The 24,377-nt window shown below is 71.8% G+C and carries 21 protein-coding genes; 2 read left to right on the plus strand and 19 right to left on the minus strand.

Features of this window, described 5'->3' with window-relative positions; translation table 11 throughout:
• The 10 genes from ACK99Q_RS15905 to ACK99Q_RS15950 all read right to left on the minus strand — a co-directional run bounded on the left by ACK99Q_RS15905 (nucleotide 1) and on the right by ACK99Q_RS15950 (nucleotide 12,774).
• Nucleotides 1–1,116 (minus strand): cysteine desulfurase family protein, encoded by a 1,116-nt coding sequence (locus ACK99Q_RS15905; protein ID WP_410187097.1) that lies wholly within the window; start codon nucleotides 1,114–1,116, stop codon nucleotides 1–3.
• Nucleotides 1,113–1,949 carry a carboxylating nicotinate-nucleotide diphosphorylase gene (nadC, locus tag ACK99Q_RS15910; protein ID WP_410187098.1) on the minus strand — a complete coding sequence of 279 codons (837 nt, stop codon included), beginning with the start codon at nucleotides 1,947–1,949 and terminating at the stop codon, nucleotides 1,113–1,115. The genes ACK99Q_RS15905 and nadC overlap by 4 nt, the downstream gene beginning before the upstream one ends.
• The gene (nadB, locus tag ACK99Q_RS15915) at nucleotides 1,942–3,459 is read right to left on the minus strand and encodes an L-aspartate oxidase (protein ID WP_410187099.1); all 1,518 of its coding nucleotides are present in this window, start codon (nucleotides 3,457–3,459) and stop codon (nucleotides 1,942–1,944) included. The genes nadC and nadB overlap by 8 nt, the downstream gene beginning before the upstream one ends.
• Entirely contained in the window at nucleotides 3,459–4,703 is a 1,245-nt protein-coding gene (gene nadA / locus ACK99Q_RS15920) for a quinolinate synthase NadA (protein ID WP_410187100.1), read from the minus strand. The genes nadB and nadA overlap by 1 nt, the downstream gene beginning before the upstream one ends.
• Nucleotides 4,700–5,341 carry an NUDIX hydrolase gene (locus ACK99Q_RS15925; protein WP_410187101.1) on the minus strand — a complete coding sequence of 214 codons (642 nt, stop codon included), beginning with the start codon at nucleotides 5,339–5,341 and terminating at the stop codon, nucleotides 4,700–4,702. The genes nadA and ACK99Q_RS15925 overlap by 4 nt, the downstream gene beginning before the upstream one ends.
• Nucleotides 5,342–5,413: 72 nt before the next feature.
• A complete protein-coding gene (locus ACK99Q_RS15930; RefSeq protein ID WP_410187102.1) occupies nucleotides 5,414–6,298 on the minus strand; it encodes an enhanced intracellular survival protein Eis in 885 nt (294 codons plus the stop codon).
• A gap of 59 nt (nucleotides 6,299–6,357) precedes the next feature.
• Nucleotides 6,358–9,723: an error-prone DNA polymerase gene (locus ACK99Q_RS15935; RefSeq protein ID WP_410187103.1), complete on the minus strand. Its 3,366-nt coding sequence runs from the start codon at nucleotides 9,721–9,723 to the stop codon at nucleotides 6,358–6,360.
• Between the two features lie 174 nt (nucleotides 9,724–9,897).
• Nucleotides 9,898–11,472: a DNA polymerase Y family protein gene (locus tag ACK99Q_RS15940; RefSeq protein WP_410187104.1), complete on the minus strand. Its 1,575-nt coding sequence runs from the start codon at nucleotides 11,470–11,472 to the stop codon at nucleotides 9,898–9,900.
• The gene (locus ACK99Q_RS15945) at nucleotides 11,472–12,140 is read right to left on the minus strand and encodes a hypothetical protein (protein WP_410187105.1); all 669 of its coding nucleotides are present in this window, start codon (nucleotides 12,138–12,140) and stop codon (nucleotides 11,472–11,474) included. Before ACK99Q_RS15945 ends, ACK99Q_RS15940 begins: the two co-directional genes overlap by 1 nt.
• 31 nt (nucleotides 12,141–12,171) lie before the next feature.
• Complete coding sequence (locus ACK99Q_RS15950) at nucleotides 12,172–12,774, minus strand: TetR/AcrR family transcriptional regulator (RefSeq protein WP_410187106.1); 603 nt, start codon at nucleotides 12,772–12,774, stop codon at nucleotides 12,172–12,174.
• Nucleotides 12,775–12,836: 62 nt separating this feature from the next.
• Here ACK99Q_RS15950 and ACK99Q_RS15955 point away from each other — a divergent pair, with 62 nt between their 5' ends.
• Complete coding sequence (locus ACK99Q_RS15955; protein ID WP_410187107.1) at nucleotides 12,837–13,511, plus strand: CPBP family intramembrane glutamic endopeptidase; 675 nt, start codon at nucleotides 12,837–12,839, stop codon at nucleotides 13,509–13,511.
• A 62-nt stretch (nucleotides 13,512–13,573) separates the two neighbouring features.
• Here the strand turns inward: ACK99Q_RS15955 and ACK99Q_RS15960 are convergent, their stop codons facing one another.
• The 8 genes from ACK99Q_RS15960 to ACK99Q_RS15995 form a co-directional block, all read right to left on the minus strand.
• Nucleotides 13,574–15,277: a dipeptide ABC transporter ATP-binding protein gene (locus ACK99Q_RS15960; RefSeq protein ID WP_410187108.1), complete on the minus strand. Its 1,704-nt coding sequence runs from the start codon at nucleotides 15,275–15,277 to the stop codon at nucleotides 13,574–13,576.
• A complete protein-coding gene (locus tag ACK99Q_RS15965; protein WP_410187109.1) occupies nucleotides 15,274–16,272 on the minus strand; it encodes an ABC transporter permease in 999 nt (332 codons plus the stop codon). Before ACK99Q_RS15965 ends, ACK99Q_RS15960 begins: the two co-directional genes overlap by 4 nt.
• On the minus strand, nucleotides 16,265–17,191 hold the full coding sequence (locus tag ACK99Q_RS15970; RefSeq protein WP_179425476.1) for an ABC transporter permease: 927 nt from the start codon (nucleotides 17,189–17,191) through the stop codon (nucleotides 16,265–16,267). The genes ACK99Q_RS15965 and ACK99Q_RS15970 overlap by 8 nt, the downstream gene beginning before the upstream one ends.
• Before the next feature lie 145 nt (nucleotides 17,192–17,336).
• A complete protein-coding gene (locus ACK99Q_RS15975; RefSeq protein ID WP_410187110.1) occupies nucleotides 17,337–18,953 on the minus strand; it encodes an ABC transporter substrate-binding protein in 1,617 nt (538 codons plus the stop codon).
• A 216-nt stretch (nucleotides 18,954–19,169) separates the two neighbouring features.
• Entirely contained in the window at nucleotides 19,170–20,117 is a 948-nt protein-coding gene (locus tag ACK99Q_RS15980; protein WP_410187111.1) for an electron transfer flavoprotein subunit alpha/FixB family protein, read from the minus strand.
• A 16-nt stretch (nucleotides 20,118–20,133) separates the two neighbouring features.
• Nucleotides 20,134–20,913 (minus strand): electron transfer flavoprotein subunit beta/FixA family protein, encoded by a 780-nt coding sequence (locus tag ACK99Q_RS15985; protein ID WP_269306191.1) that lies wholly within the window; start codon nucleotides 20,911–20,913, stop codon nucleotides 20,134–20,136.
• Between the two features lie 161 nt (nucleotides 20,914–21,074).
• Nucleotides 21,075–21,854, minus strand: a complete 780-nt coding sequence (locus ACK99Q_RS15990; RefSeq protein WP_410187112.1) for an enoyl-CoA hydratase/isomerase family protein — start codon at nucleotides 21,852–21,854, stop codon at nucleotides 21,075–21,077.
• Nucleotides 21,855–21,897: 43 nt separating this feature from the next.
• Nucleotides 21,898–22,383 (minus strand): N-acetyltransferase family protein, encoded by a 486-nt coding sequence (locus tag ACK99Q_RS15995; protein ID WP_410187113.1) that lies wholly within the window; start codon nucleotides 22,381–22,383, stop codon nucleotides 21,898–21,900.
• Between the two features lie 39 nt (nucleotides 22,384–22,422).
• On the opposite strand from ACK99Q_RS15995, the gene ACK99Q_RS16000 reads away from it, so the two are divergent.
• The gene (locus ACK99Q_RS16000; RefSeq protein ID WP_410187114.1) at nucleotides 22,423–23,337 is read left to right on the plus strand and encodes an NUDIX hydrolase; all 915 of its coding nucleotides are present in this window, start codon (nucleotides 22,423–22,425) and stop codon (nucleotides 23,335–23,337) included.
• A 130-nt stretch (nucleotides 23,338–23,467) separates the two neighbouring features.
• Here the strand turns inward: ACK99Q_RS16000 and ACK99Q_RS16005 are convergent, their stop codons facing one another.
• Nucleotides 23,468–24,376 carry a co-chaperone YbbN gene (locus ACK99Q_RS16005; protein WP_410187115.1) on the minus strand — a complete coding sequence of 303 codons (909 nt, stop codon included), beginning with the start codon at nucleotides 24,374–24,376 and terminating at the stop codon, nucleotides 23,468–23,470.
• Nucleotide 24,377 lies beyond the last annotated feature (1 nt).

Here is a 24,377-nt window from a genome sequence, read left to right on the forward strand (position 1 = left end):
TCAGCCCTTCGTCACCTGCGCGAGCTCGCGCGCGACCTGCTCCAGGGTCGCGTCGTCCACCGTGTCGTCGAACGTGAACCGCACGGCGGTCTGCGCCGTCTCGCGGCCGTACCCCATCGCGGTGAGCACGTGGCTGGGCTCGTCGCTGCCGGCGGCACAGGCTGACCCGCTCGACGACACGATGCCGCGGGCGTCGAGGTCGACGAGGATCGACTCGCCGCTGCGCGGTGTGCGGGTCAGCACGAACGAGGCGTGCCCGGGAAGACGCTGCGTGCGGGACCCCGTGAGCTCGGCGCCGGGCACGAGCTCCTCGACCAGCGCGACGAACCGGTCGCGTCGGTCGGCGACGACGACCGGATCGCCGTGACCCAGCTCGAGTGCCGTGGCCAGGCCGACGGCTCCGGCGACGTCCTCGGTGCCCGAGCGACGGCCGTCCTGCTGCCCGCCGCCGTGCACGAGCGGCTCCCACGGCTGCCGGCGATGGACCCACAGCACTCCGACGCCCTTGGGAGTCCCGAGCTTGTGGCCGCTCAGGCTCAACGCAGTGACGCCCGACCTGCTCACGTCGAGGTCGAGCCAGCCCGCCGCCTGCACCGCGTCGGTGTGGAAGGGCACGCCGCGCTCGGCCGCGACGGCCGCGAGCGCGGCGATCGGCTGGATCGTGCCGACCTCGTTGTTCGCGTGCTGGATGCTCACGAGCGTGGTGTCGTCGCGCAGCGCGTCGGCGAGGGCCTGCGTCGCGACCGTGCCGTCGCGGTCCACGGGCAGCACCGTGACGTCGAAGCCGAAGCGTCCGAGCCACTCGGCCGACTCGATCACCGCCGGGTGCTCGACCGCGCTCACGATCACGTGGCGTCCGCGCGGCTCCGCGAGCGCGATCCCCTTGATCGCCGTGTTGTCCGACTCGGTGCCGCCGCTGCAGAACGTGACCTCGCCAGCGCGGGCTCCCAGGAGGGCGGCGACGCGGCGCCGGGCCTCGTCGAGCGCCTGCCGCGCGATCGCTCCCGGCTCGTGGTGACTGGCGGGGTTGCCGAAGTCGCGCGTGAGGTACGGCCACATCGCCTCGAGCACCTCGCGCCGGACGGGCGAGGTGGCGGCGTGGTCGAGGTAGATCACGAGAGCCGCACGTCCAGGCCGAGGTCGAGGTTGCGGACCGAGTGGGTCAGCGCGCCCACGCTGACGACGTCGACGCCCGTGGCGGCGATCGCCCCGATGGTCGTGAGGTCCACTCCCCCGGACGCCTCGACGAGCGCGCGCCCGGCGACCAGCTCGACGCCCGCGCGCAGGTCGTCGAGGCCGAAGTTGTCGAGCATGATCGTGTCGACACCCCCGGCCAGCACCGGCTCGACCTGGTCGAGCCGGTCGACCTCCACCTCGAGGTGAGTGGTGTGCGGCAGCTGCTCGCGCGCCGACCGGATGGCAGCCGTGATGTCGTCGACGAGCGCGAGGTGGTTGTCCTTGGCCATCACGGCGTCCGACAGGCTGAACCGGTGGTTGTGCCCGCCGCCGCAGCGCACGGCGTGGCGCTCGAGCGCGCGCAGCCCCGGCGTCGTCTTGCGGGTGTCGGCGACGCGCACGGTCGGGCCGGCCGCCTCCACGTAGGCCGCCGTCAGCGTGGCGATGCCGCACATCCGCTGGACGAGGTTGAGGGCGATGCGCTCGCCGCGCAGCACGGCGCGGGCGTTGCCGCGGATCGTGGCCAGCTTCTCGCCGGCGGCGAACCGGTGGCCGTCGGCGACCAGGACCTCGACCTCGACGGCGGGGTCGAGGGCGGTGAACGCGACCTCGACGACCTCGGCGCCGGAGAACACGCCGGGCTCTCGCGCGACCAGGTCGGCGGTGGCGACGGCCTCGCGTGGCACGAAGACCTCGGACGTGAGGTCGCCGTGGGGCGCGTCCTCGTCGAGGGCCATCTCGACCACCCTGACGATCTGACGACGCTCAAGCATGGCGCACCGCCGTCAGCGTGGAGTGCCGCACCGGGTCCGGTCCGGCCTCGGGGAAGTCGCGGCGGAAGTGCCCGCCCCGCGACTCCTCGCGGGCGAGCGCGCTGGCCACCACGGCACGCGCGACCCACCACAGGTTGGCGTCCTCGGCGGACTTCGCGTCGATCGGCGCGGGCGGCGCCCAGCCGGCCAGCACGGTCGCCGCCTCCTCGAGGCCGGCCCGGTCGCGCGCCAGGCCCGCGGCGTCCCACATCAGCTGCTGGAGGTCGGAGCGTCCGAACGCCTCGTTCCCCGCGCACGCGTCGAGCTCGATCGGCGCGGCCCACGTGGCGTCGAGGTCGGCCTGCGTGCCGGACGGGCGACTGAGGATCGCCTCGGCCACCCGGGTGCCGTAGACGGCGCCCTCGAGCAGCGAGTTCGACGCGAGCCGGTTGGCACCGTGCAGGCCGGTGCAGGCGACCTCGCCGACGGCGTAGAGGCCGGGCACGCTGGTGCGGCCCGAGAGGTCGGTGCGGACGCCGCCCATTGCGTAGTGCGCGGCGGGCGTGACGGCGATGGGGTCGCGGGACCAGTCGAGTCCCTGACCGCGGACGACGGCGTCGATCGTCGGGAAGCGCTCGGCGAGGAAGCGCGCTCCCAGGGCCGTGGCGTCGAGCCGCACGGGTGCGCCGCCCTGGGCGCGCATCCGCTCGGCGATGCCGCGCGCCACGACGTCGCGCGGCGCGAGCTCGGCGTCGGGGTGCAGGTCGGTCATGAACCGGTGGCCGTTCTCGTCGACGAGGACGGCGCCCTCGCCGCGCACCGCCTCGGACACCAGGTGGTTGCCCGGCGTGGCCAGCGACGTGGGGTGGAACTGGACGAACTCGAGGTCGGCGACCACGGCGCCGGCGCGCAGCGCGATGGCCACGCCGTCGGCGGTGGCGACCGCCGGGTTCGTGGTGCACGGGAAGAGCTGGCCCGCGCCGCCGGTGGCGAGCACGACGGCGTCGGCCGCGAGCTCCTCGCCGTCGAGCAGGCGCACGCCGCGGGCACGACCGGCCCGGACGACGACGTCGACGAGCGTGGTGTTCTCGCGGACCGTGATCGCGCTGGTGGCCAGGCTCGTGAGGAGCGCCGTGGCGATCGCCGCGCCCGTGGCGTCGCCGCCTGAGTGCAGGATCCGCTGGTGCGAGTGCGCCGCCTCGAGGCCGAGCGCGATGCGCCCGCCCACGCGGTCGAACGGCACGCCGCGCCGGATCAGCGTGGCGACCGCTGACGGGCCGTGGGCGCACAGCACCTCGACCGCGTCCTCGGCGCACAGGCCCGCCCCCGCCGCGAGAGTGTCGGCGACGTGCGAGGCGACGGAGTCGTCGGGCGAGGTCACCACGGCGATGCCGCCCTGGGCGACCGCGGTGTTGGACTGGTCGAGCCGGGCCTTCGCGACGAGCGTGACCTCGACGCCGGGACGGGAGACGAGGTCGAGGGCCGTGGTGAGTCCCGCGACGCCGCTGCCCACCACGACGACGTGCACCATCAGTCGGCCTTCGGCAGGGCCGCGAGCATCCGCTCGAGGGCGACCTTGGCGTGGACGGCGACGTGGTCGTCCACGACGATCTCGTTGCGGACCTCGCCGTCGACGAGGCCGTCGAGGACCCACGCGAGGTAGCCGGGGTGGATCCGGTACATCGTCGAGCACGGGCACACGACCGGGTCGAGGCAGAAGATCGTCCTGTCGGGGTTCTCGGCGGCGAGCCGATTGACCAGGTTGATCTCGGTGCCGATCGCGATGACCGCACCGGGCGGCGCGGCCGCCACGAACTTCTTGATCGCGTCGGTGGAGCCCGCCGCGTCGGCCGCGTCGACCACGGCCATGGGGCTCTCGGGGTGCACGATGACGCGGACGTCCGGGTACTGGGCGCGAGCCTGCTCGATCTGGGCCACGGTGAACCGCTTGTGCACCGAGCAGAAGCCCGGCCACAGCAGCACGCGGGCGTCGCGCAGCACGTCGGCCTCGACGCCGAGGTCGGGGCGGCGGGGGTTGATCATCGGCATCTGCTCCAGCGGCACGCCCATGGCCTTGCCGGTGTTGCGCCCCAGGTGCTGGTCGGGGAAGAACAGCACCCGGCGGCCCTGCTCGAACGCCCATTCCAGCACGGTGGAGGCGTTCGAGGACGTGCAGACGATGCCGCCGTTGCGGCCGCAGAACGCCTTGAGCGCGGCTGAGGAGTTCATGTACGTGACCGGCACGGTGTCGTCGTCGCCGTAGAACTCCGTCAGCGCCTCCCAGGCGGCCTCGACCGAGTCCTCGTCGGCCATGTCGGCCATCGAGCAGCCCGCGGCGAGGTTGGGCAGGATGACCCGCTGCTCGGGACGCGCCAGGATGTCGGCGGTCTCGGCCATGAAGTGCACGCCGCAGAAGACGATGGCCTCGGCGTCGGGTCGGGTCAGCGCGGCATTGGCCAGCTGGAACGAGTCGCCCACGAAGTCGGCGTACTGGACGACCTCGTCACGCTGGTAGAAGTGCCCGAGGATCACGAGGCGGTCGCCGAGCGTGGCCTTGGCGGCGCGGATCCGCGCGTGCAGCTCGGCCTCGTCCATCCGCTGGTACGCCGCGGGCAGCTGACCGGGACGCGTGACCGGAGCCGGGATGACGTCGGTCTCGGAGGCTCCCGGGCCGTAGCCGGGCATCCGGTCGAACTCCCACGGCTGCTTCGCCAGGTCGGCGTCGCAGCTGCTGCCCGGCGCCGACACGATGAGGTCGTTGATCGAGAGGGTCATGCTGTCTCCAGTCGGTAGAGGGCCGGGGGTCGGTGGCTGGTGCCGGTGACGTGACGGCCCGTGGCGACGATGCGCGGGTGCGCGAGGGTCTGGCGTCGGAAGTTGGCGGGGTCGAGGCGTACCTGGCGGACGGCCTCGTGCACCTCGCGCAGCTGGGCGATCGTGAACTCCTCGCCCGTGAACGCGTGCGCGATGTCGGAGTAGGTGATCTTGGCGCGCAGCCGGCTGAGGGCGTACCCGACGATGAGGTTGTGGTCGAAGGCCAGCCGTGGCACCTCGTCGGCGACGAACCACTCGACGTTCGCACCGTCGATCGCGCGGGCGTCCTCGTCGGGGCGCACGAGCGCCCAGTAGACGATCGAGACGACGCGGTCGGGCGAGCGGTCGATGCCGCCGAAGCTGTAGAGCTGCTCGAGGTGGGCCGGCTCGAGTCCGGTGGTGCGCATCAGGGTGCCGCGCGCGGAGGTGTCGAGGTCCTGCGCGGGCTCGAGCGGACCTCCGGGCAGCGCCCACTGCCCCAGGAACGGCTCGCGGATGCGGCGGACCAGCGGCAGCCAGAGGGTGTCGCAGCCGGTGGTGGGGTGCGGGCGCAGCGCGAAGATCACGGTCGACACGGCCAGCTCGATCCGCTGCTCCATCACGCACCTCCTTAGGGTCACCGCGACACTAAGGGGTGGTTAAGGTCATGTCAACACTAAGTGCGACCCGTCTTAGAAGTAGTCGCGGATGATCACGGCGCTCGGCGGCTCGAAGGACTCGGGCTGGAGCACCGCGAGGTCGTAGGGGCGGTGCTCCAGGACGCGGTGCTCGGTGAGCACGTCGGTCAGCTCGGTGCCGGACGTGTCGAAGCGGACGGCCGGCACCACCGAGGAGAACGTGCCGAGCATCCAGAAGAGTGAGTCGCGCGCGGCGTCGTCGGCCCAGACCATGTCCTCGACCTCGACGTGCGCACCCTCGCCCTCCCCCGGCGACCGGTTCCACGCGGCGTAGGCGACCGCCGTGCCGTCCTCGTCGAGGGCGAGCGTCACGCCGGTGGCGTCGTGCAGCCAGGCGTCGTCGTCGAACTCCGCGGACTCGCGTGTGAGCGGGCCGTCCTGCTGCCGCGCCCACTCGGCGTACAGGCGCTTGAGCGTGGGCAGGTCGTCGGCCGTCGCACGCCGCAGCTCGCGCGTGCGCTCGAAGCGGTGGAGCGATGTCGCCGGGACCTCGATCGTGTCCATCGCGCCAACGGTGCGGTAGCCGAGGCTCCGGTAAATGCCGGGCGAGCTGGCGAACAGCGTGCCGATGACGTCGCCCTGCGAGCGCGCCGACTCGTGCAGGCGCTCGATCAGCGGGCGGAGCAGGCCGCGGCCGCGGAACTCGGGCGCGATCGCGACGCCGCCGATGCCGCACGTGGGCACCTCGCGACCGCCGAACCACGAGGCGTAGGGCTTGCGCGAGGCCGTGGCCGCGAGCTGTCCGTCGACGAACAGGCCCCAGCGCTCGTACGCCGGGTGCTCGACGCGGTCGTTCGGCAGCCGGCCCGACCCGAACGCCGGCAGCCTCACGGCGATGAGCGCGTCGCGGTCGGCCTCGGTCAGTCTGCGGATCTCCATGGACCGACCGTAGGCGATCCCCCGGACCCTCCGGTGTCGCGCGATGGACCGGTTCCCCGTCAGCGGTAGTCGCGCGAGCGGTGACCGCGCGGGACCGCGGGGTCGATGAGGCGCTCGAGGGTCTCGGCGACGAGGTTGACCGCGCCCTGCTGGTGCTCGAGCCGGCCCCGGATCACCACGGCGGCACTGGAGCGCGCCACCGTGCGGTGCCGCTGCCAGACGGCGTCGAACACGACCACGTTGAGCATCCCGGTCTCGTCCTCGAGGTTGAGGAAGGTGACGCCTCCGGCGGTGTACGGCCGCTGGCGATGGGTGATGAGGCCCGCCACCCGCACCCGCCGGTCGGGCTCGTGGTGGAGCAGTCCCCCGACGGCGAGGATCCCCTGCTCCTCCAGCATCGGACGCAGGTGCTCGAACGGGTGCTCGCTCGGCGAGATCTTCGTGGACTCGAGGTCGGCCAGGGTCAGCTCGACGTCGCTCATCCCCGGCAGCATCGGCGGCGGTGCGACGATCGCCGTGCCGGGCAGCCGGTCCTGGCCGTCGGTGTAGCCCGCGTTCCAGATCGCCTGGCGGCGGGTCAGGCCGAAGTCGTCGAAGGCGCCCGCGGTGGCCAGCTGCTCCTGCTGCGCGCGAGTGAGGCCGCAGCGGCGCACGACGTCGGCCATGTCGGTGAACGGCCGCTCCGCCCGCGCCGCCACGATCCGCTCGGCGTCGGCCGTGCCGATCCCCTGCACCGAGGTCAGCCCCAGCCGCACGGCGTGGTGGCCGTCGCGGCGATGGTCGGCGTGGTCGGGAGGCGCCGCGGCGTCGAACTCCCCCACCGGCGGCTGCTGGGCCTGCGCGCAGGACGCGCGACCCGAGGGGCCCGTGCGGTCGCCGATCGGCTCGAGGTCGGCGTGGACGCCCGACCGCACGATGTCGGGCCGGCGGACCTCCACACCATGGCGCCGCGCGTCGGCCACGAGCGACTGCGGCGAGTAGAAGCCCATCGGCTGCGCCCGCAGCAGCCCGGCCAGGAACGCCGCCGGGTGGTGCAGCTTGAGCCAGCTGCTGGCGTAGACCAGCAGCGCGAAGCTGATCGCGTGGCTCTCGGCGAACCCGAAGTTCGCGAACGCCTGGATCCGGCCGTAGATGTCGTCGGCGAGGTCGCCCGTGATGCCCTTGTCGGCCATCCCCCGGTAGAGCTGGTCGCGCAGCCTGTCGATCTTCTCGACGCCGCGCTTGGAGCCCATCGCCCGGCGCAGCAGGTCGGCCTCGTCGCCCGTGCAGCCACCGAGGACCATCGCGATCTGCATGAGCTGCTCCTGGAACAGCGGGACCCCCAGCGTGCGCTCCAGCACCGGCTCGAGCACGGGGTGCGGGTAGGTGATCGGCTCCTCGTCGAGCTTGCGCCGGATGTAGGGATGCACGGCGCCGCCCTGGATGGGTCCGGGACGGATCAGCGCGATCTCGATGACGAGCTCGTAGAACCGGCGCGGCCGCAGCCGCGGCAGCGTGCCGACCTGGGCGCGGCTCTCGACCTGGAACACGCCGATCGAGTCGGCGCGGCACAGCATGTCGTAGACGCCCTGCTCCTCCTTGGGCATCGTGGCCAGGGTCCAGCGCTCACCGACGCGCTCCTCGACGATGTCGAAGGTGTGCTGGATCGCGCCGAGCATGCCCAGTCCGAGCAGGTCGAACTTGACCAGGCCCATGTAGGCGCAGTCGTCCTTGTCCCACTGCAGCACGGTGCGGTTCTCCATGCGGGCGCGCTCGATCGGCACGACCTCGCCGACGGGGCGCTCGGTGAGCACCATGCCGCCGGAGTGGATGCCCAGGTGCCGCGGCGACTTCATCGCCTGCTCGGCCAGTCGCACGACCGGCTCGGGGATCGCCTCGGCCTCGGGGACGTCGGTGCGGATCGAGGACCACGAGTCGATGCGCTTGCTCCACGCGTCCTGCTGGCCGACGGAGTAGCCGAGCGCCTTGGCCATGTCGCGCACCGCCGACTTCGGGCGGTAGCTGATGACGTTGCAGACCTGGGCGGCGTTGCGGCGGCCGTACTTCTCGTAGACCCACTGGATCACCTCCTCGCGCCGCTCGGAGTCGAAGTCCACGTCGATGTCGGGCTCCTCGTCGCGGGTGGCCGACAGGAAGCGCTCGAACGGCAGGCCGTAGGTGATCGAGTCGACCGCGGTGATCTCGAGGGCGTAGCAGACCGCCGAGTTCGCGGCCGAGCCGCGACCCTGGCACAGGATGCCGCGGCCTCGGGCGAACGCGACGATGTCGTGGACGATGAGGAAGTAGCCGGCGAAGTCCTTGTCCTCGATGACGGCGAGCTCGCGCTGGAGCCGCTGCTCGGCCTCGTCGCGCATGTCGGCGTAGAGCCGGTCGGCGCCCCGGCGCACGAGCTCGCGCAGCCAGCTCATCGGCGTGTGGCCCTCGGGGACCTCCTGCTTGGGCAGCCGCGGCGAGGCCTTGCGCAGGTCGAAGGCGCAGGCGTCGGCGATCTCGACCGAGCGGGCCACCGACCCCGGCCAGCGGGCGAACCGCTGGGCCATCTCGGCGCCCGAGCGCAGGAACGGCGGCGGCGCGAGCCAGCCGTCGAGCTCGGCGAGGCTGCGGCGCGCCCGCACGGCGGCGAACGCCTGGGCCAGGCGGGCGTCGGCGGGACGGGCCGCGTGGACGTTGCCGGTCGCGACGGTGGGCAGGCCGAGGTCGGCGGCCCAGCCGGCGAGCGCGTCGTTGGCGGGACCGTCGCCGGGACCCCCGTGGTCGGTCAGCTCGACCACGACGTGCTCGGCGCCGAAGAGGTCGACCAGGCGGCGCAGGCCCGCGATCCCCTCGCGGCGCGCCCAGCCCTTGCGGCAGCCGGTGAGCACGACCCACCGGTCGCGGCCGCGCTCGGCGAGCTCGCGCAGGTCGTAGACCGGCTGGCCCTTCTGGGTGCCGGCGAGGTTCGCCTCGGTGATCGCCGCGGCCAGCGCGTGGTAGCCCTCGACGCCGCGGGCCAGCACGAGCAGGTGGTCGCCCTCGGGGTCGGGGACGCCGTTCTGCGGGCCGGACAGGCCCAGCGACAGCTCGGCGCCGTAGACGGTGCGGAGCCCGTGCAGCTGGGCCGCTTCGGCGAACCGGGCGGCGCCGCTGAAGCCGTCGTGGTCGGTCAGGGCGAGCGCCGACAGGCCCAGCGCCTTCGCCTCGCGCACGAGCTCCTCGGGGTGGCTCGCGCCGTCGAGGAAGCTGTGGTTGCTGTGGCAGTGCAGCTCGGCGTAGGGCACGACCGCGCCGGGCGCCTCGGGCAGCTCGGCGGCCTCGTAGGCGCCGCGCTTGCGCGAGAACGCCGGCCCGTCGCCGCCGTCGGGCAGCGGCTGCGCGGGATCGCGCCACCGCCCCGAGAGCCGCGCCTCCAGCTCACGCCACGAGATGTCGGGGTTGTTCCAGCCCATCAGCGGTCCTCCGCCGAGCCGAGCCCGGTGGTTGAGTAGCAGGCGACGAAGGAGCCGCGTATCGAAACCACCCGGCCTTCCCGTGATCTCGATACTCCCCCGCAAGCGGGAGGTGCCCCCACGCCTCGCAAGCTCGGCGTCACTCGATCACCGATGGCACCGGCCGCCGCCGGCTCAGTCATAGCGGGCCTCGGTCCACCAGCGGCCGTTCTCGACGACCATGAGCCAGGCGCTGCCGTCGACGCCGACCACCTGGAAGCGGGCGACGCGACGGGCGGAGGCCTCGTCCCACCAGTGCTCGTCCACGGGCCACGGACCGGCCCACGCCGCGACGGGCTGCCAGGCCAGGTCGGCGCCGGCCCGGAAGCGGGCCGGCTGCCCCGAGAGTCCGCCCCGTCCGCTGACGCTGACCGGCATCCCCTCGGCCCCCACGACCTGGGCGGGCGCCGGCTCGGCGAACACCGTGGCGGGCGCGGGCGCCGGCACGCTGCCGGGCCAGGGCCGGTCGAGCGGGCGCTGCACGACGGGACGCTCGCCCCACGCGGCGGAGAGCCGACGGTCGGACGGGCCACGACCGCCCTGCACCCCCACCGAGCGGACCCCCTCGGGCCCGACGAGCGCCTGCACGCGCGCCACCGACCGCTCGACCTGGTCGTCGGGACCGCCGCCGAACAGGCTCTCGGCGTGCTCGCCGAGGGGCTCGACCTCGACCGGGACGCACCGCACCGCCGCCACGGGCCCACCGGGCGGGTCGGCGGACAGCTGCCAGCGCAGCCGGTCGAGCACGTCGCCCGAGCCGAACCAGCGCGGGTGGCGCCACAGCCGGCTCGAGACCCGCGGCTCCCCCGCGACCTCGGCGTCGACCTCGATCCGCAGCGTGGCGCACACCAGGCCCGCCCGGTCGAGCCGCCGGACGAAGTCCTCCACGGTCTGGCGGGCGCTGAACACCACCGCGTCGGCGCGCTCGAGCGGCGGCTCGAAGGCCACCGACGCCGTCAGCTCGGCCGGCGGGGTGCGCCGCGAGATCTGACGGACCTCCTCGCCGCGCGCCCACCGGTGCAGCAGCGCACCGTGGGCGCCGAACCGGGCGAGCACGTCGGACCCGGCCAGCGCCGCGAACTCCCCCACGCGACGGATCCCCAGCCGCCGCAGCACCGTGACGAGGTCGAGGCCGGGCGCGGACGTGCCGGCCGGGTCGGGCACGTCGAGCACCTCGACGGGCAGGTCGCGCAGGAAGTCGACGTTCCCGCCGGCCGCCACGATCACGCTGTCCTGGGCCGGGGCCTGGCGGGCGGCCAGCTCGGCGACGAAGACCCCGTCGGCGATGCCGAAGCGCACGTCCCACACGCCCAGGCCCACGAGCGCCTCGGCCATCACCGCGACGGCCTCGGGCTCGCCGCCGTAGTACCGGTCGGGGACGGTGAGCGCGCACAGTCCGGGGCGCAGCGGCGCCACTCCGGGGCTGAGCTCCTCGAGCGTGGTGACGACCTGCTCGAAGGCCTTCGCGTCGGCCTCGGGACGGTGGTCGCTCACCACGAGGTCGGGACAGCGCGACTGCGCGTCGCGGCGCCGCATCCCGCGCCGGACCCCCTGCGCCCGGGCGGCCGGGGTGCAGGCCAGCACGACGCCCTTCTCCAGGACGGCCAGCGCGTCGGACGGCTCGGCCGCGCCCCCACGGGCGGCCTCGACGTGGTCGGCCAGCTGGACCAGCGCGGGCCAGTCGGGCACCCACACCACCATCGTGCGCATCAGCCCGCCACCTGCTCCATCGCGCCACGACCGGCGGCGACGGACACGCCCACGGGAGCCACCCGCGCATCACGGCTGGGCAGCCACAGACGACGCGAGCCCGCGACGCGACCGCCGCGCTCGACCTCGACCGTGACCTGGCGTGCGACGAGGTGGCCGTGGCCGTCCTGCGGACCCGCCCAGACCGCGTCGCTCAGGCGCAGCCGGGCGTCGACCCGTGGCCAGTCCCCCACGGCCACCAGCACGCCCTGCCGCCGGTGCAGCCGGGCCCGCAGCCGCGCGACCTCGCGCTCGGGCAGGCTGACCCGGTCGACCATGACCACGCCCACCGCGTCGACCAGCGCGCCCAGCACCGAGGCCGGGTCGGCGCCCGCGTCGGGCACCCAGACCGTGCGGTCGAGGTCGACCCCCATCGCGGCGGCGGCCTCGAAGCCCACCCGGTCGCTGCCGACGATCGCCGACCAGGCGCCGTCGCGCGACGGGCCCGCCATGAGCAGCAGCGCCAGGCTGGTGGAGTCGACCGCGTAGCTGCCACCGGGCTGCAGCGCGAGCAGGCCGCTGAGCGCGGGATGCGTGGCCATCGAGAGCACCGACGGACGTCCCTGCATCCGGCCGATCTTGGCCCGCAGGTCATCGACCAGGGTGGCGGTGGGGACGGCGGAGCTCACCCTTCCATGATCGAACACCTGTTCGAATCAGTCAATCCGGTTCGACCACTCCCGGGCGTGTCGCGACGAGCGCCAGGATCGCCGCAGCCAGCGGCGACGCCGAACCCGTCGGCTGGAGGGCTCCCTGGGACGCCCCGCCCACGAGCCAGCCCACCCATGTCACCAGGTCCGCCAGCTCCACATCCTCGCGCACGTCACCGCCACGGCGGCCGCGCCCCAGGTGCTCGGCGAGGAACTGCTCGACCATCTCGCTCTCGGCGGCGAGCGCCGCGGCGACCTCGGGCTCCCCGACCACGCCCAGCAGGCCGTTCACGAACGTGACGTACGAGTCGTCGGCCATCTCCGCCTCGATCCTCGCGGCATGGGCCAAGACCGCCTCCAGCCCCGACGCCTCGCGGGTCACCTGCTCCAGCGACTCGCGCAGACTCTCGAGCTCGGTCGTCAGGACCGCCACCAGGACGTCGAGCTTGCTGGGGAAGTAATGGAAGAACGTGCCGGACGAGACGCCGGCGGCCCGGCAGATCCCGGCCGTCGTCGCACGGTCGTAGCCGAGCTCGGCGAACTGGGCCGCCGCGGCGGCGACGATGACGGCACGACGCGCGCCATGACGCTGGGGGTCCACGGATCGAGGCACGTCCGCACTCTAGGGCACGAATAGAGCAAACACTCTAGAGTGGCTGCTCTATGAATGATCAGATGCCCTCCTCGCCCACCCGGGCCCCGGGTCCACTGCCCTGGCTGGTCGTGGGAGTCGGGCTGGCGATCGCCTACGTCCCGATGTGGCTGCCCCCGCTGGGCCGCGCGGCCGGCCTCTCGCCAGGCCCCGACGGGCCCGCCTCGTCCATCGTCTGGAACGCGCTGGCCGTCACCGCCCTGCTCGCCCACGTCCTGGTCGTCGAGCGACGCCCACTGGCCTCCCTCGGCATCTCGCGCCCGCGGGCCAAGGACCTCGAGTGGGCGATGTACCTGTTCGGGATCGCCATGACGTGGCAGTGGGTCGTCCTCACCCTCTGGCCGCCACCCGCCGACGACGGCACGGCGACCCTCACGGCGCAGCCGGTCGCCGTCGTCCTGGCCCTCATCGTCTCGGCCGCGGTCTTCGAGGAGATCCTGTGCCGCGGCTATCCGATCGAGCGGCTCAGCGAGCTGACCGGAGGGCGCACGATCGCCTTCGCGCTCACGGTGCCGCTGTTCGTGGCGCCCCACGTGGCCTTCTTCGGCCTGCCGTGGCTCTGGACCGCCGGCGCCGGGACGGTCGCGATCTACGTCCTGTACGCCATCACGCGCAACCTGTCCGCCTGCATGCTTCTGCACCTGGGGGTCAACCTGCCGATCCTGATCCCCACGATCGGCCAGCGTCTCGCCGGCTGACCGGGAACGACGAAGGGCGGGACGTCCCGTGGGACGACCCGCCCTCAGCCGCGGTGCTCAGCTCAGCGCGAGAGCTCGATCGATCCGCCGGGGATCGCGTCGAGCAGTCGGCGCGTGTACGCCTGCTGGGGGTTGCTGTAGACCTCGTCGACCGAGGCGTGCTCGACGAGCTTGCCCTTCTCCATCACCAGCACGTCGTCGGCGATCTGGCGCACGACGGCGAGGTCGTGGGTGATGAACAGGTACGACAGGCCCAGCTCGGCCTGCAGGTCGGCCAGCAGCGACAGGATCTGCGCCTGGACCAGCACGTCGAGCGCGCTGACGGCCTCGTCGAGGATGACCACCTCGGGCTGCAGGGCCAGGGCTCGCGCGATGGCCACGCGCTGGCGCTGACCACCGGACAGCTCGTTGGGGAACCGGCGCGCGACCGTCCAGGGCAGCGAGACCTTCTGGAGCAGGTCGCGGACCCGCGCCTCGCGCTCGGCCTTCGTGCCGATGTCGTGCGTGAGCAGCGGCTCCTCGATCGCCCGGAAGATCGTGTACTGCGGATCCAGCGAGGCGTAGGGGTTCTGGAACACCGGCTGCATCTGCCGCCGCAGGGCCAGCTGCTGCTTCTTGGTGCGCAGGGTGGAGATGTCGACGCCGTCGAACTCCACCGAGCCGCTCGTGGGCTCGAGCAGGTCGAGCACCATCCGCGCGACGGTGGACTTGCCCGAGCCGGACTCGCCCACGATCGCCGTGGTGGTGCCGCGACGCAGCTGGAACGACACGTCGTCGACGGCGACGAAGTCGTTCTTGCGCCACGGGGCCGAGCCGGGGATGTTGAAGACCTTCGTGAGGCTCTTGGCCTCCAGCACGATGTCGGTGCCCGAGCCGAACTCGGGCTCGGCCTGGGCGACCTCCTCCGCGAGCTCCTCGGCGACCTCCTGCGCGTGCTCGCGGACCTCGGCGCGCTGCTGGGACAGCAGACGCTGCGAGGCCAGCGACGGGGCGCTGGAGATGAGGCGCTTGGAGTACGGGTGCTGCGGCTCCTGGAGGATCTCCAGGGCGGGACCCGACTCGACGACCTGGCCCTTGTACATGACGACCAGGTGGTCGGCGCGCTCGGCGGCCAGGCCGAGGTCGTGGGTGATCAGCAGCACGGCGGTGCCCAGATCGGCGGTCAGCTGGTCGAGATGGTCCAGGATCTGCTTCTGAACGGTCACGTCGAGCGCGCTGGTGGGCTCGTCCGCGATGAGCAGCTTCGGCCGCGCGGCCAGGCCCATCGCGATGAGCGCGCGCTGGCGCATGCCGCCGCTGAACTCGTGCGGGTACTGCTTGGCGCGCTGCTCGGCGTCGGGCAGGCCCGCCTCCTCGAGCAGTTCGATGACACGACGCTCGACGTCGGCGCCCTTGACCACGTCGTTGGCCACGAGGACCTCGGCGATCTGCTTGCCGACCTTGACGAGCGGGTTCAGGTTGCTCATCGGGTCCTGCGGCACCAGGCCGATGCGCGAGCCGCGCAGCGCCAGGATGTCCTTCTTGTTCGCCTTCGCGACGTCGTTGCCGTCGAACAGGATCGAGCCGCCGGTGACGTGGCCCGTGCCGGGCAGCAGGTCGATGATGGCGTGCGCCGTCGTGGACTTGCCCGATCCGGACTCGCCCACGATGGCGACGGTCTGGCCCGGGTAGACGGTGAGGTTCGCGCCACGGACGGCCGGGATGACCTCCTTGCCCTGGCGGAACGCGACATTGAGGTCGATGACCTCCAGCAGCGGCTTCGTCATGCGCGGTTCCTCGACTTCGGATCGAGGGCGTCGCTCACGGCGTCGCCCAGCAGGATGAATCCCAGCGAGGTCAGTGCCAGCGCCGAGGCGGGCCAGAACATGACGCCGAGGCGCTCACCGGAGCGCACCTGGTTCTGGGCCGCGGAGATGTCGTTGCCCCACGAGACGATGCTGGTCGGCAGGCCCAAGCCCAGGAACGACAGCGTCGCCTCGGCCACGATGTAGACGCCCAGCGACACGGTCGCCAGCACGATCACCGGCGCCAGGGAGTTCGGCACCACGTGGCCCCACAGGTTCGCCCGGCGCGTCTTGCCGATCGCGCGGGCGGCATCGACGAACTCGAGGTTCTTGACCTCCAGCACGGCACCACGCGAGATGCGCAGCACCTGTGGCCAGCCGAACGCCGCGAGGGCGAACACCACCGTGAGGATGAAGCCCCAGTAGCCGCGGTCGGGCCACAGGTTGTTGATGATCGACAGACCGACCAGCGCGCCCAGCAGCAGCGGGATCGCGAAGAAGACGTCGGCGACGCGGGAGATGATCGTGTCGGACCAGCCGCCGAAGAAGCCGGCCATCGCGCCGAAGAGCACGCCCGGCACGGTCACCACGATGGTGCACAGCACGCCGACCAGCACCGAGGCGCGCGCGCCGTAGATCGTGCGGGCGAAGACGTCGTAGCCCTGCTTGTCGAAGCCGGCGATGTGACCCTCGCTCGGGCCCTCGAGGCTGCGGCTCAGGTCGGCGCGAGTCGGGTCGACGTCGGTGAACAGCTGCGGGAACAGCACGACGATCGTGACGATCGTCAGGATGAAGACCGAGACCCAGAAGATCCAGTTCTTGCGGAGGCGCTTCCACGCCTCCTTCCACTGGCTCTCGGGGCTGCGGCTGTCGTCGAACGAGCCCGTCTCGGCGAGCGGGGTCAGCTCGACGGCGGCGACGAAGCGCTCCTGGCCCGGGAGGGCCTTCGGGGGGATGTCGGTGGGGAACTCAGGCATAGCGGATCCTCGGGTCGAGCCAGGCGTACAGAAGGTCGACGATGAGGCTCATGACGACGTAGATGAGGACCATCACCGTCACGACCGAGACGATCGTGGGGCCCTCCTTCTGCTGGATGGCGCGGAAGGCCAGGTTGCCCAGGCCCGGGATGTTGAAGATGCCCTCCGTCACGATCGCGCCGGCCATCAGCGTGCCGAGATCGGCGCCGAGGTAGGTGACGACGGGGATGAGCGAGTTGCGCAGGACGTGACGGCGGTTGACCTGGCCGTCGGTGAGGCCCTTGGCGCGGGCGGTGCGCACGTGGTCGGCCGTGAGGTTCTCCACCACGGAGGTGCGGGTGAGGCGCAGGACGTAGGCGAAGGACACCAGACCCAGCACGAAGGCCGGGATGATCAATCGGTCCCAGCTGGCGTCGCCGCCCACCGTGACGGGTGCCCAGCCGAGCTTCACGCCGAAGATCAGCTGCATCGTGAAGCCGAAGACGAAGATCGGGACGGCGATGACGAGCAGCGAGGCCACGAGCATCGTGGAGTCGAACAGCTTGCCACGCTTGAGGCCGGCGTAGAAGCCGGCCGCGATGCCGAGCACGCCCTCGATGACCAGCGCCATCAGCGCGAGCTTGAAGGTGACCGGGATCGTCTCGGCGAGCAGCTCGCTGACGGGGCGTCCCGAGAAGGAGACGCCGAGGTCACCCTGAGCCGCGTTGCCCAGGAACAGCAGCCACTGCACCAGGAACGGCTTGTCGAGGTTGTACTGCTGCTCGATCTGGGAGCGGACCGCTTCCGAGACGGGCTTCTCGCCGAACAGAGCCACGATCGGATCTCCCGGCATGGCGAAGACCATGGCGTAGATCAGGAACGTGGACCCGAGCAGCACGGGGATGGCCTGCAGGATTCGCCGGCCGATGTACCACCACATTGTTTGCTACCTCCGGGGCACGAGGGTCGTCCCGTGCGTCGATTAAGCGTACCCGCGTGCCCACGGATCGAGCGCGGGCACGGGGTGCGTTCGGTCATGAGTGTGGGGCGGCACCGGGTCGGTGCCGCCCCACCTCACGCGAGCATCACTTGGTGATGTTCTGGTATTCCGGCTTGTTCTGCCAGTTGAACTCCACGTTCTCGACACCCTGCGCCGCGACAGCCGCGACGTTGGTGTTCCAGAGCGGGATGGCCGGCAGATCCTTGAACAGGATCTCCTGGGCCTGCGCGAGCAGCTTGGCCATCTCGTCACCCTCGGCGCTCAGCGCGTCGGACAGGAGCTTGTCGAACTCCTTGTTGGAGTAGTCGCCGTCGTTCGAGCCGGCGCCCGTGCCGAAGACCGGGCCGAGGTAGTTGTAGACCGACGGGTAGTCGGGCTGCCAGCCGGTACGGAACGCGGTGCCGATCGTGCGATCGGTGACCTTGGTGCGCAGCTCGGCGAACGTGGCGTACGCCTTGGGCTCGGCGTCGATGCCGAGGTTGTTCTTGAGCTGGTTGGTGAGGGCCTCGACCCACTCCTTGTTGCCCGGGCCGTCGCCGTTGTACGCGACGACGAACTTGCCCTCGAACGGGGCGATCGCGTCGGCGTCCGCCCAGAGCTTCTTGGCCTCGTCGGCGTCGAACTCCAGGACCTCGGAGCCGGGGATGTCCGCGGTGAACTCGGGCATCAGCTCGGAGCTGAAGTCCTTCGAGGGCGAACGGGTGCCGTCGAAGATCTTGTCCGTGATCTCCTTGCGGTTGATCGCGCGGCTGATGGCCTGGCGACGCAGGTTGCCCTCCTCACCGGAGAAGTGGTCGAGCGACTCGGGGATCGTGACCGTGCCGTTGACCGAGCCGGCCGCCTCGAACGCCTGGACCGAGTCGTCGGTCTTGAAGGTCGTCAGGGCGCTCGGCGGAGCCTGGTCGAGCACGTCGAGGTTGCCCGCCTGGACGTCGGAGTAGGCCGAGTCCGGGTTCGTGTAGAACTTGAAGGTCACGCCGCCGTTCTTGGCCTCGCGGTTGCCCTTGTACTCGTCGTTCGGCGTCATGACGGCCTCGACGTTGTTCTCCCACTTGTCGAGCTTGTAGGGGCCGTTGCCGACGGGGGCCTTGCCGAAGGCGTCCATGTCCTCGAACGCGGCCTCGGGCAGCGGGAAGTACGCCGAGTAGCCCAGACGCAGCGGGAACAGCGCCTCGGGGTTCTTGAGCGTGACCTCGAAGGTCTTCTCGTCGACGACCTTCAGGCCGCTCATCTCGGTGCCCTTGTCGAGGATGACGCCCTCGTCGTCGGTGCCCTCGATGGGGTAGTAGAAGTAGCTCTGCAGCTGGGCGTTCTCGGCGGCGGCGCCGAAGTTCCACGCCTTCACGAAGGACTCGGCGGTGACCGGGGTGCCGTCGGTGAAGTTCCAGTCCTTGAGCTTGATCGTCCAGACCTTGTTGTCCTCGGACTCGATCGACTCGGCGACCTCGAGCTCCTGGGAGCCGTCAGCCTTGTACGACACCAGACCCGCGTAGATCAGGTCGATGATGTTGCCGCCGCCGACCTCGTTGGTGTTGGTCGTGATCAGCGGGTTCTGGGGCTCGGTGCCGTAGGCGGTGATGACCGCGTCGGTGGACTCCGAACCGCCGTTGTCGTCATCGCCGCCGCTCGAGCAGGCCGCCAGGGTCAGGCTGGCGACTGCGGCGAGGGCGACACCTGCGAGGGCTGAACGCCGAGTTCGCATGTATTTCCTCCTGTGAAGGCGTACGTCGGTGAACGTGCATGTGTACGCGTGCTTCATAGGTATCACCTCGGGGGTGCCCCAGCCCACTCCCGACCGCGTACTTCATCGAACTGCAACCAAACGAAAGAACCACTCCCGTTGGCACGATCGGGCCATCCGCGAGCACGACGACGGCCCCGCTCCCGGGAGGGAGCGGGGCCGTCGGGCGAGGGCCGATCAGCCCTTGCGCTTGGTGATCTCCTCGGTCGCCTGCGGCAGGACCGTCTTGAGGTCGCCCACGACGCCGAAGTCGACGAGCTCGAAGATCGGCGCCTCCTCGTCCTTGTTGACCGCGACGATCGTCTTGGACGTCTGCATGCCGGCGCGGTGCTGGATCGCACCGGAGATGCCGTTGGCGACGTACAGCTGCGGCGACACGGTCTTGCCGGTCTGGCCGACCTGGAACGTGTGCGGCTTCCAGCCCGAGTCCACGGCGGCGCGCGAGGCGCCGACGGCGGCACCGAGGGCGTCGGCCAGGGCCTCGACCTCGGAGAAGTCGCCACCGGTGCCACGGCCACCCGAGACCACGATCGCGGCCTCGGTCAGCTCGGGACGGCCGGTGGAGACACGCGCCTCCGACGACACGATCTTGACCTGCTTGGCGGACTCGGGGATGTCGAAGGACACGGCCTCGACGGCGCCGGCGCCGGCAGCGGCCTCCGGAGCGGCCGAGTTCGGCTTGACGGCGATGACCGGGGCGCCCTTGGTGACCTGCGCGGCAACGGTGAAGTTGCCGGCGAAGGCCGCCTGCGTGGTGGTGATCGAGCCACCGTCGACGGCGACGTCGATGGCGTCGGTGATCAGGCCGGCCTCGGACTTGAGCGCGACGCGAGCCGCGATCTCCTTGCCCTCCGAGGTCGACGGGACCAGCACGGCCGCGGGCGACGTCGAGGCGACCAGGGCGGCGAGGGCCTCGGCCTTGGGGGCCACGAGGTACTCGGCGTAGGCGCTGTCGGCGTACGTGTAGATCTTCTCCGCGCCGTACTCGGCCAGGACCGAGGTGTCGGCGTCGCCGAAGACGACGGCCGAGGCCTCGCCGATGCGCCGGGCGATCGTCAGGAGCTCCAGCGAGGGCTTCGTGACCTTGCCCTGCGGGGCGTCGATCAGAACGAGAACTTCACTCATTGATTCAGGCTCCTACTCACACGAACTTCTTGGACGCGAGGAACTCGACGAGCTTGGTGCCGCCGTCTCCCTCGTCGGTGACGATCTCGCCGGCGGTGCGCGGCGGACGGGGGGTCGTGGACTCGACCTTGGTCCAGGCGTTGTCGAGGCCGACCTCGGCCGCGTCGACGCCCAGGTCGGCGAGCGTCCACTCCTCGACCGGCTTCTTCTTCGCGGCCATGATGCCCTTGAAGGACGGGTAGCGGGCCTCGCCCGTCTGGTCGGTGACCGAGACGACGAGCTTGCCCGTGGCCTCGATCTCCTGCGTGGCGGCATCGCCGTCGCGACGGATCTTGACCGTCTCGCCGTCGACCGAGATCTCCGAGGCGAACGTGATGGCCGGCAGGCCCAGACGCTCGGCGACCAGCGTGGGCACGACGCCCATGCCGGCGTCGGTGGAGCCCATGCCGAAGAACACCAGGTCGTAGTCGAGCTTCTCGATGGCCTTGGCCAGCACGAGCGACGTGGCGAAGGCGTCGGAGCCCGCGATGGCGTCGTCCTCGACGTGCACGCCGGCGTCGGCGCCCATCTGCAGGGCCTTGCGGACCGCGTCGGAGGCGTCGGCGGGACCGACCGTCAGCACGGTCACCTCGCCGTCGCCGGCCTCGACGACCTGCAGCGCCTGCTCGACCGCGTACTCGTCGAGCTCGGACAGAAGCCCGTCGACGTTCTCACGATCGACAGTGTTATCCGCTTCGAACGTGCGGTCCGCCGTGGCGTCCGGCACGTACTTCACAGCGACAACGATCTTGGTCACGAGGACCCTCCTGTGAATTCGGGGCGCGAGCGACGGTTGATCACCCGCGAGTTATCGGGTCCACCTTGCCACGCGAAGCCATTCGCGAGTGAGGCGACCCTTCCTGTGGACAGGTTACCGAAAGGTAACCAGTGGGCCCATCCGAGCGGGAGTGGCGTGGGTCACCTGCCGGTGAACGTCGCCTGGCCCGGGCCGTTCTCGACGAACGACCGCATGCCGTTCGTCTGGTCGTCGGTGGCGAACAGGCCGCTGAAGCCGGCGCGCTCGATCTCCAGGCCGGTCTGCAGGTCGACCTCGAGACCGCGGTCGACGACGTCCTTGGCGGTGCGCAGCGCGATCGCCGGTCCCCCGACGAACTGCGACGCCCACGCGACAGCGCGCTCGTACACCTGCGCCGCGGGCAGCACCTCGTCGACCAGGCCCAGCGTGAGCGCCTCGTCGGCCCCGACGAACCGTCCCGTGTAGATGAGGTCCTTGGCCTTCGACGGACCGATCAGGCGCGCGAGGCGCTGGGTGCCGCCGGCACCGGGGATGATGCCGAGCAGGATCTCGGGCTGGCCCAGCTTCGCGTCGTCGGCGCAGAAGCGCAGGTCGGTGGCGAGGGCGAGCTCGAGGCCGCCGCCGAGCGCGAAGCCCGTGATGGCCGAGACGGTGGGCTTGCCGATCGCGGCGATCGCCCGGGTGAAGTCCTGCAGGAGGTGTCCGTGGCGGAACATCTCCTGGTAGCCCATGGCGGCCATCTCCTTGACGTCCGCGCCCGCGGCGAAGACGCGCTCGCCGCCCCACACGACGACCGCGGCGACGTCGTCGCGGCGGTCGGCCTCGCGGGCCGCCTCCAGCAGCTCGGTCTGGACCTGCGCGTCGAGTGCGTTCATCTTGGGCCGGTCGAGGCGGATCGTGCCGACGCCGTCGGTCACCTCGAGTCGGACGAATTCGGCCATGTCAGTGCCTCCTGTGTGGGTTGCGCCCGAGCATAGGACAGCGTCAGGACGCCGACCCGACGGCCTGCAGCGCCTCCCCCGACAGCCGGTAGGTGCGCCACTCCTCGAGGTCGATCGCGCCGAGCGAGCGGTAGAACTCGATCGACGGGGTGTTCCAGTCCAGCACCTGCCACTGCAACCGGCTGTAGCCGCGCTCCACGCACACCTCGGCGAGCTCGGTCAGCAGCGCCTTGCCCAGGCCGCTCCCCCGCTGTGCCGGGTCGACGTAGAGGTCCTCGAGGTGGATGCCGTGGACGCCGTCCCACGTGGAGAAGTTGAGGAACCAGATCGCGGTGCCGACGACCGCGCCGTCCACCTCGGCGACGTGCGCGTACAGCGCGGGCTGCGCGCCGAACAGCCGCTCGTGGAGCATCTCGTCGGTGAGGACGCACTGCTCCGGGGCGCGCTCGTACGCGGCGAGGTCGTGGACGAGACGCACCATGGCGGGCACGTCGGCGGCGGTGGCGGGGCGGATCCGCGGATCGGTCATGGGCCCGATTCCATCACGGCGGCCGGTAGCCTCGGCCACGTGACCGAGCCCGCCGAGCCCACCTCCTCCCTGCGCGACGACGACCTCGTCCTCGAGCCCACGTCGGGCGCGGACGACCTGCACGGCTTCGCGGTGGTCTACGGCGGTGACCGCATCGGCACCGTGGCGCTGCAGCACGCGCACGGCAAGGCCGGCCGCCGGCTCGGATCGATGCGGTGGAACTTCTCCTCCGGTCCCGGCGCGATGGTCGCCAGCCGCGCCCTGCGCATCGCCGTGGAGTACGCGTTCGAACAGCTGGGCTGGACCCGGATCGAGGCGCGGGTGCCCGCCGACGACCCGCTCGGCCTGCGTGCCGCGTCGATCGCCGGCCTGCGCCGCGAGGGCATCGCCCGCTCCCCCGGCGACGCCGAGGACCTCGTCCTCCTGGGCCGCATCGTCGACGACCCGCCGGCCTTCAGCCGCGAGGGGTTCGTCGCCATCCTCAACGCGGGCCTGCCCCGCAAGCGCGTCATCGGGCAGGGCGTCCTGCGCGACCGCGACGGGCGGGTCCTGCTGTGCGAGCTGACCTACAAGCGCGAGTGGGACCTGCCCGGCGGCGTGGTCGAGGTGGGCGAGAGCCCGGCCACCGGCCTGGTCCGCGAGCTCGAGGAGGAGCTCGGCATCACCGTCGAGGTCAACGGCCTCGTGACGATGAACTGGCTGCCGCCGTGGAGCCGCTGGGACGACGCCTGCCTCTTCGTGTTCGACCTCGGGGTCGTCGACGCCGAGCTGATCGAGCAGATGGTGCTCCAGCGCACCGAGATTGCCGCCGTGCACTGGTGCGACCTCGATCTCGTGCGCGAGCGGGCGACGCTGGCCACCACCGAGCTGCTCGAGTCGCTGGCCGACTCCCCACTCCCGGCCTACCGCGAGGCCCCGCGCCAGCCCGACCCGGTGCGCGACCAGTCCCGCTGACCCGCGGGTGGCTCTCGAGGTCAGGTGATCTCGATACGACGTCTCGCTGCGCTCGCCGTCACTCGATCACCGGGGGTCCCGGTGGTTGAGTAGCAGGCGAGGAACGAGCCGCGTATCGAAACCACGCGCCTCAGAAGAGGGCGGCGGCGAGGGAGCGGCGGGCCTGCGCGACGCGCGGGTCGGCCAGGCCGACCACGGTGAACAGGTCGAGCAGGTGCTGGCGCACACGCTCGCGGTCGTCCTCCGACGTGCGCTTCACGAGATCGATGAGGCGCAGGAAGGCGTCCTCGACGTGGCCGCCGGTGACGTCGAGGTCGGCCACGAGCAGCTGGGCGTCGATGTCGTCGGGCGCGTCGGCAGCGGCACGGCGGGCCGCCTGGAGGTCGGCGCCGTCGACCCGCGCGTAGAGCTTGGTCGCGGCGAGCCGCTCGGCCACCTCGGCGTCGGCCGGGGACTGCGCGAGCAGGGTCTCGTACTCGGCCACGGCGGCGGCGAAGTCGCCGCGGGCGTAGGCCTCGTCGGCGGCGGCGAAGCGCGGGTCGTCCTCGGGCTCCTCCGGGGCCGCGACCTCCGCACCACCCGACGGCTGGGCACGACCGTTGAGGCCGTTCTGCTGGGCGAGGCGCACGAGCTCGTCGAAGAACCGCTTCACCTCGCTGGCGTCGACCGTGCCCTGGAACAGCGGGACGGGACGGCCCTGGACGAGTCCGACCACGAACGGCACGGCCTGCACCTGCAGCGCCTGGGCGATGCCCGGGTTGGTGTCGGCGTCGACCTTCGCCAGCTGCAGCGCTCCCCCGTAGGCCGCGGTGGCCTGCGCGAGGACCTCGTTGAACTCCACGCTCTGCGGCGAGCGCGGCGACCACACCGACAGCACGACGAGGTGCTGCATCGAGGAGTCGACCACCTGCTGGAAGTCGGCCTCGGTGACGTCGATGACGTAGACGGCACCCTCGGGCGCGGGCGCACCACCGCCGGCGGCGGGACGGGGCTGGGCCAGGGAGGACAGGTCGAACGCGCCGGGCTGCGAGAAGCTCATG

The organism is Aeromicrobium sp. MLTX1, assembly GCF_046452335.1.
Classification (GTDB): domain Bacteria; phylum Actinomycetota; class Actinomycetes; order Propionibacteriales; family Nocardioidaceae; genus Aeromicrobium.